Source organism: Butyrivibrio fibrisolvens, from assembly GCF_037113525.1.
Lineage (GTDB): Bacteria > Bacillota > Clostridia > Lachnospirales > Lachnospiraceae > Butyrivibrio > Butyrivibrio fibrisolvens.
On record NZ_CP146963.1, the window covers coordinates 2,837,995 to 2,854,378 of the forward strand.

Consider the following 16,384-nt stretch of genomic DNA (forward strand, 5'->3'; position numbering starts at 1 on the left):
ATGTCCTCGTTGATCAAAGTCTCGTATTAAAGTCTTACCGGTACATTTCTATCGCGCAGATATTCCTTAACCTCAGAGATCTCAAGCTCTTTATAATGGAACAAAGAAGCTGCAAGCGCAGCATCAGCCTTTCCGTCTGTAAGAGCTTCATAGAAATGCTCCTTGGTTCCTGCTCCGCCTGATGCTATAACAGGTATACTTACAGCATCAGCAATTGCTCTTGTAAGCTCTATGTCATATCCAGCCTTAGTTCCATCTCCGTCCATACTTGTAAGAAGGATCTCACCTGCGCCAAGCTTATCTGCTTTTTTAGCCCATTCTATAGCATCAAGTCCTGTATCGATACGGCCGCCGTTTTTATAAACGTTCCAGCCTGAGCCATCTTCTCTTTTCCTTGCATCAATAGCAACTACAACGCACTGACTACCGAATTTATCAGCGCCTTCTGAAATAAGCTCAGGTCTGTTTATGGCAGCTGAGTTAACAGCGCACTTGTCAGCGCCCTCACGAAGGATCGCTCTCATGTCATCAACAGTTCTTATGCCGCCTCCAACTGTGAAAGGAATGAAAACTCTGTCTGCAACCTTTCTTACCATGTCAACAACAGTATTTCTCGCATCAGATGTTGCAGTAATATCAAGAAAAACAAGCTCATCTGCACCGGCCTTACTATAAGCCTCTCCAACAGATACAGGATCTCCTGCATCCCTGAGCTCTACGAAATTTATTCCCTTAACAACTCTTCCGTCTTTTACGTCAAGACAAGGTATTATTCTCTTAGTCAGCATCTTTATACCTCCAGAAAATTCTTCAAGATCTGCATTCCAACTTCCGAACTTTTTTCCGGATGAAACTGACATGCAAATACATTATCTTTTTCCACAGAAGCCTCTACACGTACGCCATAATCTGTAGTAGCCGTGACAATGCCCTTATCCTCTGCATCCAGATAATATGAATGAACAAAATATACATATGAATGTTCCGGAACATCCTTAAAAAGGCGTCCCTTATTAGCATAAGAAAGATCATTCCATCCAATCTGAGGAACCTTAAGACCACTATCAGCAGGAATCTTTCTTATTTTTCCACGAAAAATACCCAGACCCTTAACTCCTTCCGATTCATCACTTGAATCGAACATGAGCTGAAGGCCCAGGCATATTCCTAAAAACGGGATGCCAGACTCTACAGTCTTCTTAATAACATCCACAAGTCCGTATTCATTTAACTTAGCCATAGCGTCGCCAAAAGAACCTACTCCAGGCAACACTACATGATCCGCACTTAAGATCTCCTTTTCATCCCTTGTTGTTACAACATCTGCTCCAAGATACCTGAATGCCTTTTCAACACTCTTGATATTACCGGCATCATAATCCAATATAGCGACCAAAAAACCATCCTCCCTCTTTGCCTATACAACTGCTACTCGGGCGCTGCTCTAAGGCCGCATATTATCTGGAGCTGCTTGGTGTATTCAACATCCTTATCAATGTAGATCAGCTCATAAACTTCTTCTATAGTAAGGCCGTATTCATTCTCGAGCGCCGATTGTATATTATAGTACGCTATATTGACTTCACTTTCAACCAAAGAATCAGGTATCGAATCCGGTTTGTACTCAAGCTCAAGTTCCTTCAGCCTTTCATTATCCTCCATGATCTCTTCGTACTGCTCAACTCCCTTAACAAGAGCATTCAAAGCCTCAACAGGGAGATTTGCAGCTGCAAATACCTCGTACTGCTTGTAATAATGCCTCATCTGGGAGATATATCTTGCCTTCCAGTAAAGGATCTGGTCGTCTTCATCAAGCTTACCTGCGCGGTACAAACTATAGTAATCCCTATACGCTTCTTCGTAATCACCACTCAGGAACGCCTCCTGCGCTTCCTGATGAAGTGCCTTCTCTGGGATCGTGTATGCCGGAAGTGCACAAATTATTCCAATTGGTATAACTAAAAGGAAAGCAAGAATAAACTTCCTCGGCGGAATCGGCTTTGGAGGCGGTCCATCCGGAACTTTTGGCTTCTTTTCCTTCTTTTCTTTTGGAGGCTTAGGCTGCTTCGGCTTTTTCTCCTTCTTCTTAGCCGGCTTCTTTTCTTTCTTAGGCTTAGGCTCTTTTTCCTTCTTTTCCTTCTTTTTCTTCTTCTCGCCTTCCATCTCATTAAGAACAGCCTGATTTTCGTCCGTCAGAGATGCAAGTTCATTATTTTCTACATTGCCGCCTTCGCTTTCTTCATCCTCTGAGAAAAGAGCTGCAAGAATTCTGGCAAAAAATCCTTTCTTTTCGCCTCCATCTTCTTTTGACTTCTTCTCTTTGGCTTTCTTTCCGCCTTTTTTACCCTTAGAAGCCTTAGCTTCAAGTTCTATATCATCAAGCTCATCATTAGATGGCGCAGACTCTTCCTCTTCTTCAGGAGCTTCTTCAGATTCTGCACCTTCTTCTGAAAGCGACATAAGATCATCGCCCTCACCCTCATTTTCAAGGCTGAGCTCGTCTCCACCATCTGACGGTTCTTCAAGTGAAAGCTCTTCGCCACCGCCTTCAGCGCCTTCTTCTATATTAAGATCATCGCCGCCATCGGACGCACCCTCAGATTCTCCATTCTCCAGTGAATCCATGTCATCACTTCCAAGAGAATCCATAAGAGAATCAAGATCTGCATCAGCGTTTTCATCACCGGCACTATCTTCTGCTGTAGTTTCTTCTGCTGCAGTTTCTTCTGCTGCAGTTTCTTCACCTGCATCTGCAGGTGTCTCTTCTATGTCATCAAGCGAAAGCTCATCGCCTCCACCTTCTTCTGTTGCTTCTTCAGAAGGCTCCTCGACAGACAATTCTTCTGATTCTGCAGCGCCTTCGTCAATTGATAATTCTTCACCTTCTGTGGCTTCTTCTGTACTGCCTTCTCCTGAATCGCCTTCATCTATTGATAGTTCTTCTCCGCCTTCTGTGGCTTTTTCTAAGCTTTCTTCGGCACCGTCTTCTTCTGAAGTAGCCTCTTCACTGCCTTCATCAGCAGGAGCATCGTCACCTCCCGCTGCTGCAAACATAGCAGCTATCTCTTCAGGTGACAGCTTCTTATTAGGATCATCATCTGCAGGCTGCATAGACTTAAGAATATCATCAGGAGATGGAGCATCGTCAGCAGGTGCCTCAGCTTCCGGAGCAGGCTCTGGCTCAGGAGCTGGTTCTGGTTCTGGAGCGGGCTCACTATCACCTCCGGCCGCAGCAAACATAGCTGCTATCTCTTCAGGTGACAGCTTCTTATTAGGATCATCCCCGGGATCAGGTGCTGCCGGTGCAGGTTCTGGAGCAGGCTCTGGTTCAGGCGCACTGTCTCCACCTCCGGCCGCAGCAAACATAGCTGCTATCTCTTCAGGTGACAGCTTCTTATTAGGATCATCCCCGGGATCAGGTGCTGCCGGTGCAGGTTCTGGAGCAGGCTCTGGTTCAGGCGCACTGTCTCCACCTCCGGCCGCAGCAAACATAGCTGCTATCTCTTCAGGCGACAGCTGCTTATTGGGATCATCTGATGCAGTTGGCACTTCTGGTACATTGTTATCTGCCATAGGTGCACCTTCCTCCAATTCAGGAGTTTCATCCACTATCGGTTCTTCTGGAGCATCCTGTGTTTCAGTATCTCCAGGTGTTTCTATATCATTAACCGGTTCAGTTTCATCAACCGGTTCTGCATCTTCAGGTATTTCTGGTTCTTCAGTTTGTTGTATATCAGCAGAACCTTCCTCCATCTTCTGCATAGCCTCTTCAATAGCAGCTATGGCCTGGTCAAGATCCTGCTCCTCTTCATCTATATCAAAAAAATCAGGAGACTCTTCACCAACTGTATACTGAGGAATATTGGCACTTGAGGCTTCTGCAGCCTTGTAGCTTTCAGCCACCTGCGCAAGATGAGGATCGATGATCTCGCCTTTGTCGATACTACTTAAAAGCTGATTGATCTCTTTTAAGTCTTCATTATCCAGATCGATAGCATTTTGAGCATCAGAAGACCCGGCTGGCGCTTTGCCTGCCAATTTCGATAATGCATCAATTTCGCTTGTGTTATCGATCGATGCCATAACGTCCTCATGCTTCTTTTATGTAATCCATCGAATTTCCTTGTATAGAAACCGCCTTCTTACTAATCTGCTCAGTCAACTGATACAACTTTTCATGAACACGAATCATATAAGCTTTATTATTGATATATGCTATCTTTTCAAAAGGGAATCGAATTACAGCCGGATATTCCAGTCCTACTCCTAGTTCCAGAATCAGTAGATCTTCCGACAAAGTCCCTGACAGCCAGTTCTGATAATCACTCCATCTAGGCAGATACGCCTGCTCGTTATACTGCTCATCACGCCATTCACGCCTTTTCTGATTAAATATAAGCTCATCATCGCAGTATATTACTCTTTTTATTTCGGCAAGTTTCCCATTATTTTTTAGTATTTTATCTATTTGCGCCATTAACTGTGCAAATTCATCCGAATTTGCAGCCAGAATAAGCTCACCATTTGCATTATGCTTCTGCTGAAGAAGCTCTATATTACCGCATGGAAAAACGATCCTGTCAGGATTAAAGAGATTATCAGGATTACTATAATCATATATGGTAGAAACAATGTAATAGTCTTTATCCTTAATAAGCTCATAGAGCTTTCTAAAAGCTTCTGTTCTGGAATCCTCATGATTTATCATGTAATGATACTCAATGAAAGGAATCAGCCAATCATAGCCGTCCTTGGCCTGATCTAACAGGCTTTTATAAGCTATATCATTTGTAATATTTTTATAATCATAGGACCACTCCTCTCCTAATCCTATTAAAACCTTTTTAGTCTGACCAAGCGCAGCTGCAAGAATATTATCCATTTTGAACCTCTATATTTTTTACTAATATAAGAATGTAGTTAGTACATAAAAAGACATACAGAGCTATATCAAGAACTCTTATGTATTTCTATGTATATTTCCAGGAAGTTATTATACATGTTTAGAAAAGCTAAGTACATAGAATGTAATCTATTAGCCTTTCAGTGAAAATTGTAGTTCGAAATACTCCCCGTTAATAGCACTATCAATACAAATTAAAAACTCCCTTTGCAAATAACAATGTAGTTATCCTACCTGCACCTGCAAAGGGAGTCATTATTCATATATACTTATATTATTCGGCATCAGTAATTCGAACCAGTTCATCGATTACTGAAACAAGATTACCGATCTCAGGCTTTGACAGCTGCCTGTCAGCTCCAAGAGATTCTCCCTTTCTTCTCATTTCTTCATTAACAAGTGATGAGAAGATGATAAGCGGGATATCCTTTGTTGCATCATCTGTCTTAATAAGCTTTGTAAGACGATGGCCATCCATGATAGGCATCTCAACATCGGTTATGATACATTTAACCTGATCAAGCTTCTCTCTCTTTTTAAGCTCCTGAATATAATCATATGCCAGCTTACCATTTTCAAAATGTCTTACATTTGAATAACCGGCTTTGTTAAGAGCATCTACGATAAGCTTATTAAGAAGCTGTGAGTCTTCTGCAAGAACAATTGGTACATCTGTTCTTGTACGAGGTCCGATATCCTTGATCTGATCCATATTAAGACCAGTATTAGGATTAATATCAGATACAATCTTTTCAAAATCAAGGATGATGATAAGACGATCTTCAAATTTAATGATACCTGTGGAAATACTTTGTTCAGCTGTAGAAATAGTAGCATTGGGCTTAATGATATCAGCCCAGGATACACGGTGAATTCCGATAACGGAATCAACATGGAATGCTATATCCAGCTTGTTGAAATTAGTTACTATGAAAAGACCGCCCGGTTTGGATGTTCCTCTCTGAAGACAGTTACGAAGATCAATTGCGGTGATCATCATGTCACGTGGCATAAATATGCCTTCGATACTTGGATGTGCATTCGGAACAGGCGTTACTTCCTGATAAGTAATAATTTCTTTTATCTTAGCAACGTTTATTCCATAACAGTGATCATCAATTTTAAATTCCAAAACCTCCAGCTCATTAGTACCATTTTCCAACAGAATTTTACTTTCCATCTTATCACCTCGCAATGAAATAAATAATGGCTCGCTTATTATATCGGTTTAGAATCTCATAACTTAAGGCTTAAAATAAATATTTTTTTGACAGTATTGCATAAGAGATATCGGATGATATTGGCAAATATATTAGTAGTATATTTTGTACCAATAAAAAACGCTCCTCGCGACCTGTTATATTTAAGGTCTTAAAGAAACGCTATTATTAGTAATATATAAATTAGATATTATTTTATAGAAAAAACTTCATGTGAAAGCATGAAGCATATATTTTTAAGTACAAAAAAAGCTCCATGCAACGCACAGAGCCTTGATCATTCCTTCAAAACCGAACACTGAATTTCCAAACTTCTTGACTTATTGGTTAAGTCCTCGACCTATTAGTACACATCAGCTGAGAATGTTACCACTCTTACACCTTGTGCCTATCAACCTCGTACTCTCCAAGGGGTCTTACCACTTGCGTGGGGATATCTCATCTTGAGGGGGCTTCACGCTTAGATGCCTTCAGCGTTTATCCCTGCCAGACTTGGCTACCCTGCCTTATGCGATTGCCTTCGCAGCAGATACACCAGCGGTCCGTCCATCCCGGTCCTCTCGTACTAAGGACAGCTCCTCTCAGATATCCTACGCCCGCGCCGGATAGGGACCGAACTGTCTCACGACGTTCTGAACCCAGCTCGCGTACCACTTTAATGGGCGAACAGCCCAACCCTTGGGACCTGCTACAGCCCCAGGATGTGATGAGCCGACATCGAGGTGCCAAACCACTCCGTCGATGTGAACTCTTGGGAGTGATAAGCCTGTTATCCCCAGGGTAGCTTTTATCCGTTGAGCGATGGCAATCCCACGTTCTGCCACCGGATCACTAAGTCCTACTTTCGTACCTGTTCCACCCGTCGGTGTCACAGTCAGGCTCCCTTATGCCTTTGCACTCTTCGGATGGTTTCCGTCCATCCTGAAGGAACCTTTGAGCGCCTCCGATACTCTTTCGGAGGCGACCGCCCCAGTCAAACTCCCCGCCAGACATTGTCCCCGGACCGGTTTCACGGTCCATGGTTAGAAATCCAGTACGGTAAGGGTGGTATCCCAACAGCGGCTCCATGACAACTGACGTCATCACTTCTTAGCCTCCCACCTATCCTGTACATACAATACCGGATCCCAGTATCAAGCTGGAGTAAAGCTCCATGGGGTCTTTCCGTCCTGGCGCGGGTAGCCAGCATCTTCACTGGCACTTCAATTTCACCGGATGCATTGCCGAGACAGTACTCAAATCATTACGCCTTTCGTGCGGGTCGGAACTTACCCGACAAGGAATTTCGCTACCTTAGGACCGTTATAGTTACGGCCGCCGTTTACTGGGGCTTAAATTCAAAGCTTCGATTGCTCTAACCTCTCCTCTTAACCTTCCAGCACCGGGCAGGCGTCAGCCCATATACTTCACCTTTCGGTTTCGCATAGACCTGTGTTTTTGCTAAACAGTTGCTTGAGCCTCTTCTCTGCGGCCTTCATGTACTCATACATGAAGGCTACCCTTATCCCGAAGTTACGGGTACATTTTGCCGAGTTCCTTAGCAATGCTTCTTCCGTCGGCCTTAGGATTCTCTCCTCATCCACCTGTGTCGGTTTACGGTACGGGCAGATATCACACTATAGCGGCTTTTCTCGACAGGTCCTCCGGACACTTCACTACTTTATTTCGCTCCGCATCACACAGCACGATCCTACCAAGGGATTTCTCCCTGGCCTCGCGCCATGCTTGCCCCGGGCTGCTCTCCCGGGCTGTCCCTGTTACCTGTGTCCCCACAGTTCTGATGATATCTGGTGCAGGAATATCAACCTGCTGTCCATCGGCTACGCCTTTCGGCCTCGTCTTAGGCCCCGACTTCCCCAGGGCAGATCAGCTTTACCCTGGAATCCTTGGATATTCGGCCTGAGGGATTCTCACCCTCATCTCGCTACTCATTCCGGCATTCTCTCTTCATAACGCTCCGCTGCTCCTTATCGGTACAGTTTCAACGCTCTTATGAATGCTCCCCTACCGATCACTTATACCCGTAGATACAAGCAATCCCTAGGCTTCGGTGTCGTGTTTTAGCCCCGGTAATTTTCGGCGCAGGACCTCTCGGCTAGTGAGCTATTACGCACTCTTTGAATGTATGGCTGCTTCTGAGCCAACATCCTAGCTGTCTATGAAATCCCACATCCTTTTCCACTTAACACGTACTTTGGGACCTTAGCCGTAGATCTGGGCTGTTTCCCTTTTGACTGCCCAACTTATCTCGTGCAGTCTGACTCCTGTGCTAAACCTGACTGGCATTCGCAGTTTGATAATCTTTGGTAAGCGGTGAAGCCCCCGCGGATATTCAGTGCTCTACCTCCAACAGGCACGCTACAAGGCTAGCCCTAAAGCTATTTCGGGGAGAACCAGCTATCTCCGAGTTCGATTGGAATTTCTCCCCTATCCACAGCTCATCGCCACCCTTTTCAACGGATGTGCGTTCGGACCTCCACAGCCTTTTACGGCCGCTTCATCCTGTCCATGGATAGATCACCCGGTTTCGGGTCTATGTATACTGACTAGTCGCACTATTCACACTTGGTTTCCCTTCGGCTTACGTATCTTAGATACTTAACCTTGCCGGTACACATAACTCGCCGGACCGTTCTACAAAAAGTACGCGATCACTCGTATATAGAGCTTTCGCAGCTTGCAGGCACAGGGTTTCAGGTTCTCTTTCACTCCCCTCCCGGGGTCCTTTTCACCTTTCCCTCACGGTACTATGCGCTATCGGTCACTAAGTAGTATTTAGCCTTACGGGGTGGTCCCCGCTCATTCAGACAAGGTTTCACGTGTCTCGTCCTACTCTGGATACTGTCTCGTCTCATCCACTTTCACATACACGGCTTTCACGTTCTCTGGCAGGTCTTTCCAGGACCTTTCTGTTAGCAGACTTGAATCGATTATACAGTCCGAACCCCAGAAAGCAAGCTCTCTGGTTTGGGCTCTTCCGCGTTCGCTCGCCGCTACTTACGGAATCACTTTTGTTTTCTCTTCCTCCGGCTACTTAGATGTTTCAGTTCACCGGGTTCCCGGCCTTAACCTATGGATTCAGTTAAGGTCAACTAGGTACTTCCTAGTTAGGTTGCCCCATTCAGATATCTGCGGATCATGAAGTATTTGCCTCTCCCCGCAGCTTTTCGCAGCTTATCACGTCTTTCATCGGCTCTTAGTGCCAAGGCATCCGCCCTGCGCCCTACATAACTTAACCAGTTACGTAGGAATCAGTCCTGATCTTTCGATCATTCTGGATTCTCTTCTGATCTATAACACAGCGATATGTTATAGTCAGTGCCCATTTCTTTAGAAATGGTTTTTAATTGATGAATAAATTCACCTTTTTGATGTCTTGATTTTGGTTTGGACATAGAACATATCTTAATCATTTGGAATGATTGGATATAATCTATATTTCAGTATTCGGTTTTCAAGGAACAATGCGTTTTAAATACAAGATTTAAAACCCTAAGACTGTTTTAAACAGTCATCAGAAACCGGAACTTTGTTCTGATCTCTCATCGCTATTTAAAACTTTTTTATAAATCTGGCAGCCACCTATCCTCCCATACCGTTACCAGTATAGTACTTTCGGCCGCTAAGGTCTTAACCGTCGTGTTCGAGATGGGAACGGGTGTTTCCCCGAAGCGCATCGCCACCAGAAATGTTTTGTTGTTAAGGTTCAGTGCTTTGCTATCTTACTCTTCAGTATTTATCCTGTCAAGCTCGATTTTTTCAAAGCTTTTTGTTCGTTTTTTAGCTTTTTAACAACTAAACAGTAATGCAACTCCTTACTTCTTCCTTCTTTATTTTCCTTAGAAAGGAGGTGATCCAGCCGCAGGTTCTCCTACGGCTACCTTGTTACGACTTCACCCCAGTTATCCGACCTGCCTTAGGCAGCTCCCTCCTTACGGTTAGGCCACTGACTTTGGGCATTTCCGACTCCCATGGTGTGACGGGCGGTGTGTACAAGACCCGGGAACGTATTCACCGCAGCATTCTGATCTGCGATTACTAGCGATTCCAGCTTCGTGCAGGCGGGTTGCAGCCTACAGTCCGAACTGGGTCGTTATTTTTGGGATTTGCTCACCTTCGCAGGGTTGCTTCCCTTTGTTACGACATTGTAGCACGTGTGTGGCCCAAATCATAAGGGGCATGATGATTTGACGTCATCCCCACCTTCCTCCAGGTTATCCCTGGCAGTCTCCATAGAGTGCCCATCTTACTGCTGGCTACTATGGACAAGGGTTGCGCTCGTTGCGGGACTTGACCCAACATCTCACGACACGAGCTGACGACAACCATGCACCACCTGTCTCAGATGTCCCGAAGGACTGATGGCATTACCCATCATTCATCTGGATCTCAAGATTTGGTAAGGTTCTTCGCGTTGCTTCGAATTAAACCACATGCTCCACCGCTTGTGCGGGTCCCCGTCAATTCCTTTGAGTTTCATTCTTGCGAACGTACTCCCCAGGTGGAATACTTATTGCGTTAGCGCCGGCACTGAAAGACTATGTCTCCCAACACCTAGTATTCATCGTTTACTGCGTGGACTACCAGGGTATCTAATCCTGTTTGCTCCCCACGCCTTCGAGCCTCAACGTCAGTTGCTGTCCAGTAAGCCGCCTTCGCCACTGATGTTCTTCCTGATATCTACGCATTTCACTACTACACCAGGAATTCCGCTTACCTCTCCAGTACTCTAGTCTACCAGTTTCCAAAGCAAGCCCACGGTTGAGCCGTGGGGTTTCACTTCAGACTTGATACACCGTCTACGCTCCCTTTACACCCAGTAAATCCGGATAACGCTTGCCCCCTACGTATTACCGCGGCTGCTGGCACGTAGTTAGCCGGGGCTTCTTACTCAGGTACCGTCATCCCCTCTTACGAGGTCTTTCTTCCCTGCTGATAGAGCTTTACATACCGAAATACTTCTTCACTCACGCGGCGTCGCTGCATCAGGCTTTCGCCCATTGTGCAATATCCCCCACTGCTGCCTCCCGTAGGAGTTTGGGCCGTGTCTCAGTCCCAATGTGGCCGTCCGCCCTCTCAGGCCGGCTACTGATCGTCGCCTTGGTGGGCCGTTACCTCACCAACTAGCTAATCAGACGCGGGTCCATCTCATACCTATAAATATTTTCACACTGTGTCATGCGACACTGTGCGCTTATGCGGTGTTATCAGTCGTTTCCAACTGCTATCCCCCTGTATGAGGCAGGTTACCCACGCGTTACTCACCCGTCCGCCACTAAGTTATTCAAGATTCTGCCGAAGCTTCATCAGCGAATAACTCCGTTCGACTTGCATGTGTTAGGCACGCCGCCAGCGTTCATCCTGAGCCAGGATCGAACTCTCACTTTTATGTTTGTTCTTTCCGGTTCAGACTTACACTGACTTAATCAGAATAATTCTGCTCCTCTGTCGATCTCTCGACAGCTTGATGGTGGCTAAACCATCAAAAATTTACTTTGGTTTTTGTTCTTCTGAACATTCTGTCCTTCTTATTAAGAAGAACTGGAATTTTCAGGGTTGCATTACTGTTAAGTTGTCAAAGTGCTGTACATTCCGTTTTTAGCGGAACATATTTTATTTTACTACATTTTGCTGTGCTTGTCAACTACTTTTTAATTCATTCGCTTTGCTTCAGATTCATACGAGGATGATCTTGCAACCAGCTTCAGTAGTGATATTCGCTTGTTTTTAGGCTCGCTTTTTTGCGACAGCGAAATTGATTATATGACAGTACAAGGCCTTCGTCAACAATTATTTTAACATTTGTTATGTGTCGTATTATCGATTGTTTTATATCCGCAAAACGCCTCAAAAAAAGGAGCCGCTTGTAGATCGGCTCCATATATTGCTAATATACGAAAAACCTTTTTTCTACCAAACCATAAATCATGACTTCTTAAATGTAAATTACAGAAACGCGCATTTACTGCGTGTTTCGTGATTCGATGAATCGGTTGGCAATAGAGCCTTCGACGAAGTCGAACTCAATTGGCTCTATTGCTGCATTTTTGAATCTATGATTCAAAAATGTATTCCTTATTCAAGCCGTACCGTGTATGACTTTCCATTTATATCAAATGTAACTGCTATATTGCTAATAGATGAAGCCTGCGCAGATGGTACTATAACCAGAAGAACCAACTGCTCTTCTGATCCGGCCGAAACTGTTCCAACATAGCTGCTCAGATCATTCATGAGCATAGTTACCTTGGTATATCCAACATTATTGCCATTAACAGCAACTTTGAAAGTAGCATTTCTGTTCAATATATTGAGCGAAATAGATGATGAAGTCGGGTTACTAAGCACAAAGTTAAGTACAAGCACCTTTTCTCCATCCTTGGCAGTAACACCGCCCTGCGCATTCATGCTCGGATAAGCATTCATTACAGAATATCCGTTAAATGAAAGCTTAAGTCCTCCAAGTTCTGAATCAAGATCAGAGAGCTCGTCATCTGCTACTACCGTATCCTGAGAAGAAGCCTGCTGCGTCTGCCCATTTTCATTCTGTCCTTCTGTGCCACCATTATCCTGTCCTTCTACATCAGTTCCATCTGTTCCTGAAGTATCGTCTGATGCACCCGTCAAAGACTCATCGCTTGAATTTCCATTTCCGGATGTATCATCAGTTACTGCAGAGGTGTCACCATTTCCGGATTGATCATCGATATTTCCATTATCTGTATTTTGACCATCTGTAAGCGTCTGATCATCACTTCCACTATTTGCTACATCAATGTTTTGATCTGTATCTTCCTCTATAGCCATCCCGGCAAAGGCATTTGATGAAGAGCTACTATTCTTCTCATCAAATTTGTCGCCTTTTTCCGAATTCTTGATAGCTACATAGGTCAGATCATCAACTATGTTGTAGGAATACTTCATCAATAGTTCTGCTGCATAAGTCGTCACCTGATCGTATTCCTCCCTGTTTTCCTCTTTCGAGATAGGGATAGCATCATCCGTAGCGCACGCAGACATGATCATGGATACTGTAAGCATCAATATGGTCGCAATAATTTTTGATAATTTTTTCTTCATGGGCATCTTCCTGCTTTCGTGAGAAAAAATCCTTAGTGTTATTCAGCTTTATTCGATAGTACCTGTTCATCAATGGATCTGGTCTCAAGTTCAAACCAGAATTCCACACCATCTTCATGATTGATAACGCCGTATTTCCTGTCCATCGAATCCATAATGGCTTTTACTATGGACAGGCCAACGCCGCTTCCGCCATACTCTCTGGTCCTTGCTTTATCAACCTTGTAAAACTTTTCCCAGATATGATCAAGGCTTTCACCCGGTATCGGATCTCCGGTATTAAATACTGATACCCTCACTACGCCGTCACCCTTTGTAAGAGAGATCTTAATGATCCGGTCTCCGCCTATATGATTGATGGCATTGCTGTAATAATTCTGCAAAACCTCCCAGGTCTTAAATTCATCTGCCCAGACATATACAGGGCCTAAGTCCTGCATCTGCACAGTGACATTTTTCTGCCTCGCTAATATATCGGCAGATTTCAGATAATTCTGAATAACCGTTACGATATCAAATCGCTCCATGTTGATGGTATTTTTGCCAAATTCAAGCTCATTAAGGGTCATGAGCTGTTTGACCATCTTATTCATCTTGCCGGCTTCATCCACTATTACATCGCAGTAGTACTTCCTGCTATCGGGATCATCATCAACAATTCCATCCTGCAAACCTTCCGCATATCCCTGGATAAGCGCAATTGGCGTCTTTAATTCATGAGACACATTGGAAAGAAATTCGCTTCTCATTTTGTCTATCTTTTCTTTTGACTCAATATCTTTTTTAAGTTCAAGGTTTGCTGTTTTAAGTTCTGATATCGTTTTTTCGAGCGTCTCCGAAAGTTCGTTTATGTTTTCTCCAAGAAGGTCCAGCTCATTTCTATGTTTACTCGTATATTTTGCATCAAAATCCAGCGCCTTCATCTGATTTGATATCTCTGTAAGCTTGCTGATCGGTTTTGTGATCCTTCTTGCAAGAAAATAGGAAAGCACACTTCCTATGATCAGTATTCCAAACGCAACATAGGTCATGAAATTATTGGAAATTCGAACACTGTCCTTTATTCCTTCCAGCGCGCTCCTTATCATAAATACATTTCCATTATCAAGAAAGCCGAACATTTCCATGTAATCGGTTCCTGTTCTTTCGTCAGTATCTATCTGGAGCATGTATTTGTTTTTTTCTATCAATATAATTGTTTTGCCGTTATCATCTGTAAAGCCAAGCATATTGCCCCAGAGCTTTTGCTGAAGATAAAAATAGTCAGGGGATGACGATTTTACAACATTCGAATTTTCGTCTGCGACTATTACGTCTATGTTATAACGCTCGCAGATCCTCATCAGTTCTATGTTAAAAGAATCTGAGAGAATATCCCCGGAATTCATGGCATCATTAACACTCTCGTAAGCAGATGTAATGGCTTCAACCTTATTATTGATATAGTATTTTTCAAGAAGCGTATTATTAAACAGCAAAACGCCGCCAACCATGCCTACCAGCAGAACTGTAAAAATAAGCATGAAATCGCGGCGCAGCGGTCTTTTTATTTTTTTAGTATTATTTTCTTTGTTCACAGTATTCATGCCTCAAACTTATATCCCATACCCCATATGGTCTTGATCATGTCGCCCTTGTCTCCAAGCTTTGATCTTAGCTTCTTTACATGAGTATCAATGGTTCTGGCATCGCCAAAGTAGTCATAATTCCAGACATTATTAAGAATATTATCCCTCGAAAGTGCGATTCCCTTATTTTCAAGAAAATAGGCAAGAAGCTCAAATTCTTTAAATGACAGCTCCACAGGTTTTCCATCTATCGTAACAATATGAGCCGATCTGTCGATCCTGATCCCGCCTTCTTCTATCACATCTTCATTTGAAGTCTGAAGGCTTCGCCTTAATATAGCCTCTACTCTTGCTACCAGTATCTTAGGGCTGAAAGGCTTTGATATATACTCATCAACTCCCAGCTCAAATCCCTGAAGTTCATCCCGCTCATCAGACCTTGCCGTAAGCATTATGATCGGAACCTTGCTGTACTGCCTTATTTCACGGCACACTTCCCAGCCGTCCATTTTGGGCATCATGACATCAAGGATTATCAAAGTAATTGTTTTATCCGCAAAAAACTTGTCAACAGCTTCCATTCCATCGCCGGCTTCGATCACGTCAAATCCAGCTTTTGTCAGGAAGTCACTGACAAGCTTTCTCATTCTGCTTTCATCATCTACTACTAAAACTTTAAGTCTGTCCATTCCCCTTACTCAAACCGGTTCTTATACGGTCTGGCCTCCTTATACTATCAAAAATGTGAGTGATCCGTAGATTCTCAATCTCAAAATCTGCATGGCACTTATCTTAAGCACTAATAGAAATTTCTTCTACTTACCTTAATATAGCAAGATATACTTTCTATATATTAGCTTACCCCCATATTATGTCTATTTTGTGAAAAAACATTCAGCTCCCGAATTTTATCTGAAATCAGTTTTTGTCATCTGTTTCTGTATTTTCTCTGAAATCAGGTTTTACTTCCATGCCAAGCTCTTTTTCTTTTGCTTTTACTGCTTTTTCGCGCTCAGTAAGCTCTTCTTCCCAAGCCTCATACTCATCCGTGATCGTCTCTTTATAATTGAGCACCGTTGTTGAGTTGTTGCTGGCAGCTATTATAAACATACCAATAACAAGGATTATAAGGAATATATTCAGGAAAAGAGAATACTTGAAAAACTTATCATTTGTTTTTTTCTTAGGTTCTTCCTTGACTACTACCTTTGGAACATAGTCGTCCGGAGATGTGGTATGAGTATAGATATGTTTGAGATCAATAGTGGGCAGATCTGATGTATCACCGCCCTGAATCATGATCTGTCTTCTAAGAAAAGACAAAAAGCTCCAGCCAAGGGGCGTACCAAACACCTTGTTTTGTATAGATTTAGTATAGACTGTTTTGATGTTAGCAAGACTGTTGAGCTTAACGTGCGACTCAAGGTACTCTATCTTTCTGGCATCAACTCTTGCTTTGTCAGCATCTTCTTTGGTCCTGAAAACAAAACCGCCAACCTCAAGTGAATTTCCAGTCTCTACATTATTTTCTTTGACAGGCTCAGTATTTTTTCCCGGTACAACCGCATCCCGTGCATCTGCCATTACAGCCTCCTGAAGGCGAACATCAGCCG

9 protein-coding genes and 3 rRNA genes are annotated in these 16,384 nt (G+C 43.6%); all 12 read right to left on the bottom strand.

All coding sequences use genetic code 11. The annotated features are described in order from the left end of the window. Nucleotides 1–26: 26 nt before the first annotated feature. The gene (hisF, locus tag WAA20_RS11855; protein WP_073385853.1) at nucleotides 27–788 is read right to left on the bottom strand and encodes an imidazole glycerol phosphate synthase subunit HisF; all 762 of its coding nucleotides are present in this window, start codon (nucleotides 786–788) and stop codon (nucleotides 27–29) included. A gap of 2 nt (nucleotides 789–790) precedes the next feature. Next, nucleotides 791–1,396, bottom strand: coding sequence for an imidazole glycerol phosphate synthase subunit HisH (gene hisH / locus WAA20_RS11860; RefSeq protein WP_073385852.1), 606 nt, complete (start codon nucleotides 1,394–1,396; stop codon nucleotides 791–793). 32 nt (nucleotides 1,397–1,428) lie between these two features. Beyond that, nucleotides 1,429–4,083 (bottom strand): hypothetical protein, encoded by a 2,655-nt coding sequence (locus WAA20_RS11865; protein ID WP_073385850.1) that lies wholly within the window; start codon nucleotides 4,081–4,083, stop codon nucleotides 1,429–1,431. Nucleotides 4,084–4,090: 7 nt separating this feature from the next. Then, nucleotides 4,091–4,882, bottom strand: coding sequence for a hypothetical protein (locus tag WAA20_RS11870; RefSeq protein ID WP_073385849.1), 792 nt, complete (start codon nucleotides 4,880–4,882; stop codon nucleotides 4,091–4,093). 295 nt (nucleotides 4,883–5,177) lie between these two features. After that, nucleotides 5,178–6,083 (bottom strand): chemotaxis protein, encoded by a 906-nt coding sequence (locus WAA20_RS11875; RefSeq protein ID WP_073385847.1) that lies wholly within the window; start codon nucleotides 6,081–6,083, stop codon nucleotides 5,178–5,180. 363 nt (nucleotides 6,084–6,446) lie between these two features. Continuing rightward, a 23S ribosomal RNA gene (locus tag WAA20_RS11880) occupies nucleotides 6,447–9,361 on the bottom strand. Between the two features lie 331 nt (nucleotides 9,362–9,692). Beyond that, nucleotides 9,693–9,810 (bottom strand): 5S ribosomal RNA (gene rrf / locus WAA20_RS11885). Between the two features lie 156 nt (nucleotides 9,811–9,966). After that, nucleotides 9,967–11,511: ribosomal RNA gene (locus tag WAA20_RS11890) — 16S ribosomal RNA — on the bottom strand. Together the 16S, 23S and 5S rRNA genes form the textbook arrangement of a ribosomal RNA operon. A gap of 687 nt (nucleotides 11,512–12,198) precedes the next feature. Further along, on the bottom strand, nucleotides 12,199–13,203 hold the full coding sequence (locus WAA20_RS11895; RefSeq protein WP_073387880.1) for a hypothetical protein: 1,005 nt from the start codon (nucleotides 13,201–13,203) through the stop codon (nucleotides 12,199–12,201). A gap of 38 nt (nucleotides 13,204–13,241) precedes the next feature. Then, nucleotides 13,242–14,780: a HAMP domain-containing sensor histidine kinase gene (locus WAA20_RS11900; protein WP_242951177.1), complete on the bottom strand. Its 1,539-nt coding sequence runs from the start codon at nucleotides 14,778–14,780 to the stop codon at nucleotides 13,242–13,244. A gap of 5 nt (nucleotides 14,781–14,785) precedes the next feature. Continuing rightward, nucleotides 14,786–15,460, bottom strand: a complete 675-nt coding sequence (locus WAA20_RS11905; RefSeq protein WP_073387882.1) for a response regulator transcription factor — start codon at nucleotides 15,458–15,460, stop codon at nucleotides 14,786–14,788. Between the two features lie 229 nt (nucleotides 15,461–15,689). Next, the gene (locus WAA20_RS11910) at nucleotides 15,690–16,355 is read right to left on the bottom strand and encodes a hypothetical protein (RefSeq protein ID WP_073387883.1); all 666 of its coding nucleotides are present in this window, start codon (nucleotides 16,353–16,355) and stop codon (nucleotides 15,690–15,692) included. Nucleotides 16,356–16,384: the final 29 nt, after the last annotated feature.

Coding starts and splice junctions, on each gene's coding strand:
- WAA20_RS11910 (WP_073387883.1), bottom strand. CDS start 16,355: ATGGCAGATGCACGGGATGCGGTTGTACCGGGAAAAAATACTGAGCCT.
- WAA20_RS11865 (WP_073385850.1), bottom strand. CDS start 4,083: ATGGCATCGATCGATAACACAAGCGAAATTGATGCATTATCGAAATTG.
- WAA20_RS11875 (WP_073385847.1), bottom strand. CDS start 6,083: ATGGAAAGTAAAATTCTGTTGGAAAATGGTACTAATGAGCTGGAGGTT.
- WAA20_RS11895 (WP_073387880.1), bottom strand. CDS start 13,203: ATGAAGAAAAAATTATCAAAAATTATTGCGACCATATTGATGCTTACA.
- WAA20_RS11905 (WP_073387882.1), bottom strand. CDS start 15,460: ATGGACAGACTTAAAGTTTTAGTAGTAGATGATGAAAGCAGAATGAGA.
- WAA20_RS11870 (WP_073385849.1), bottom strand. CDS start 4,882: ATGGATAATATTCTTGCAGCTGCGCTTGGTCAGACTAAAAAGGTTTTA.
- hisF (WP_073385853.1), bottom strand. CDS start 788: ATGCTGACTAAGAGAATAATACCTTGTCTTGACGTAAAAGACGGAAGA.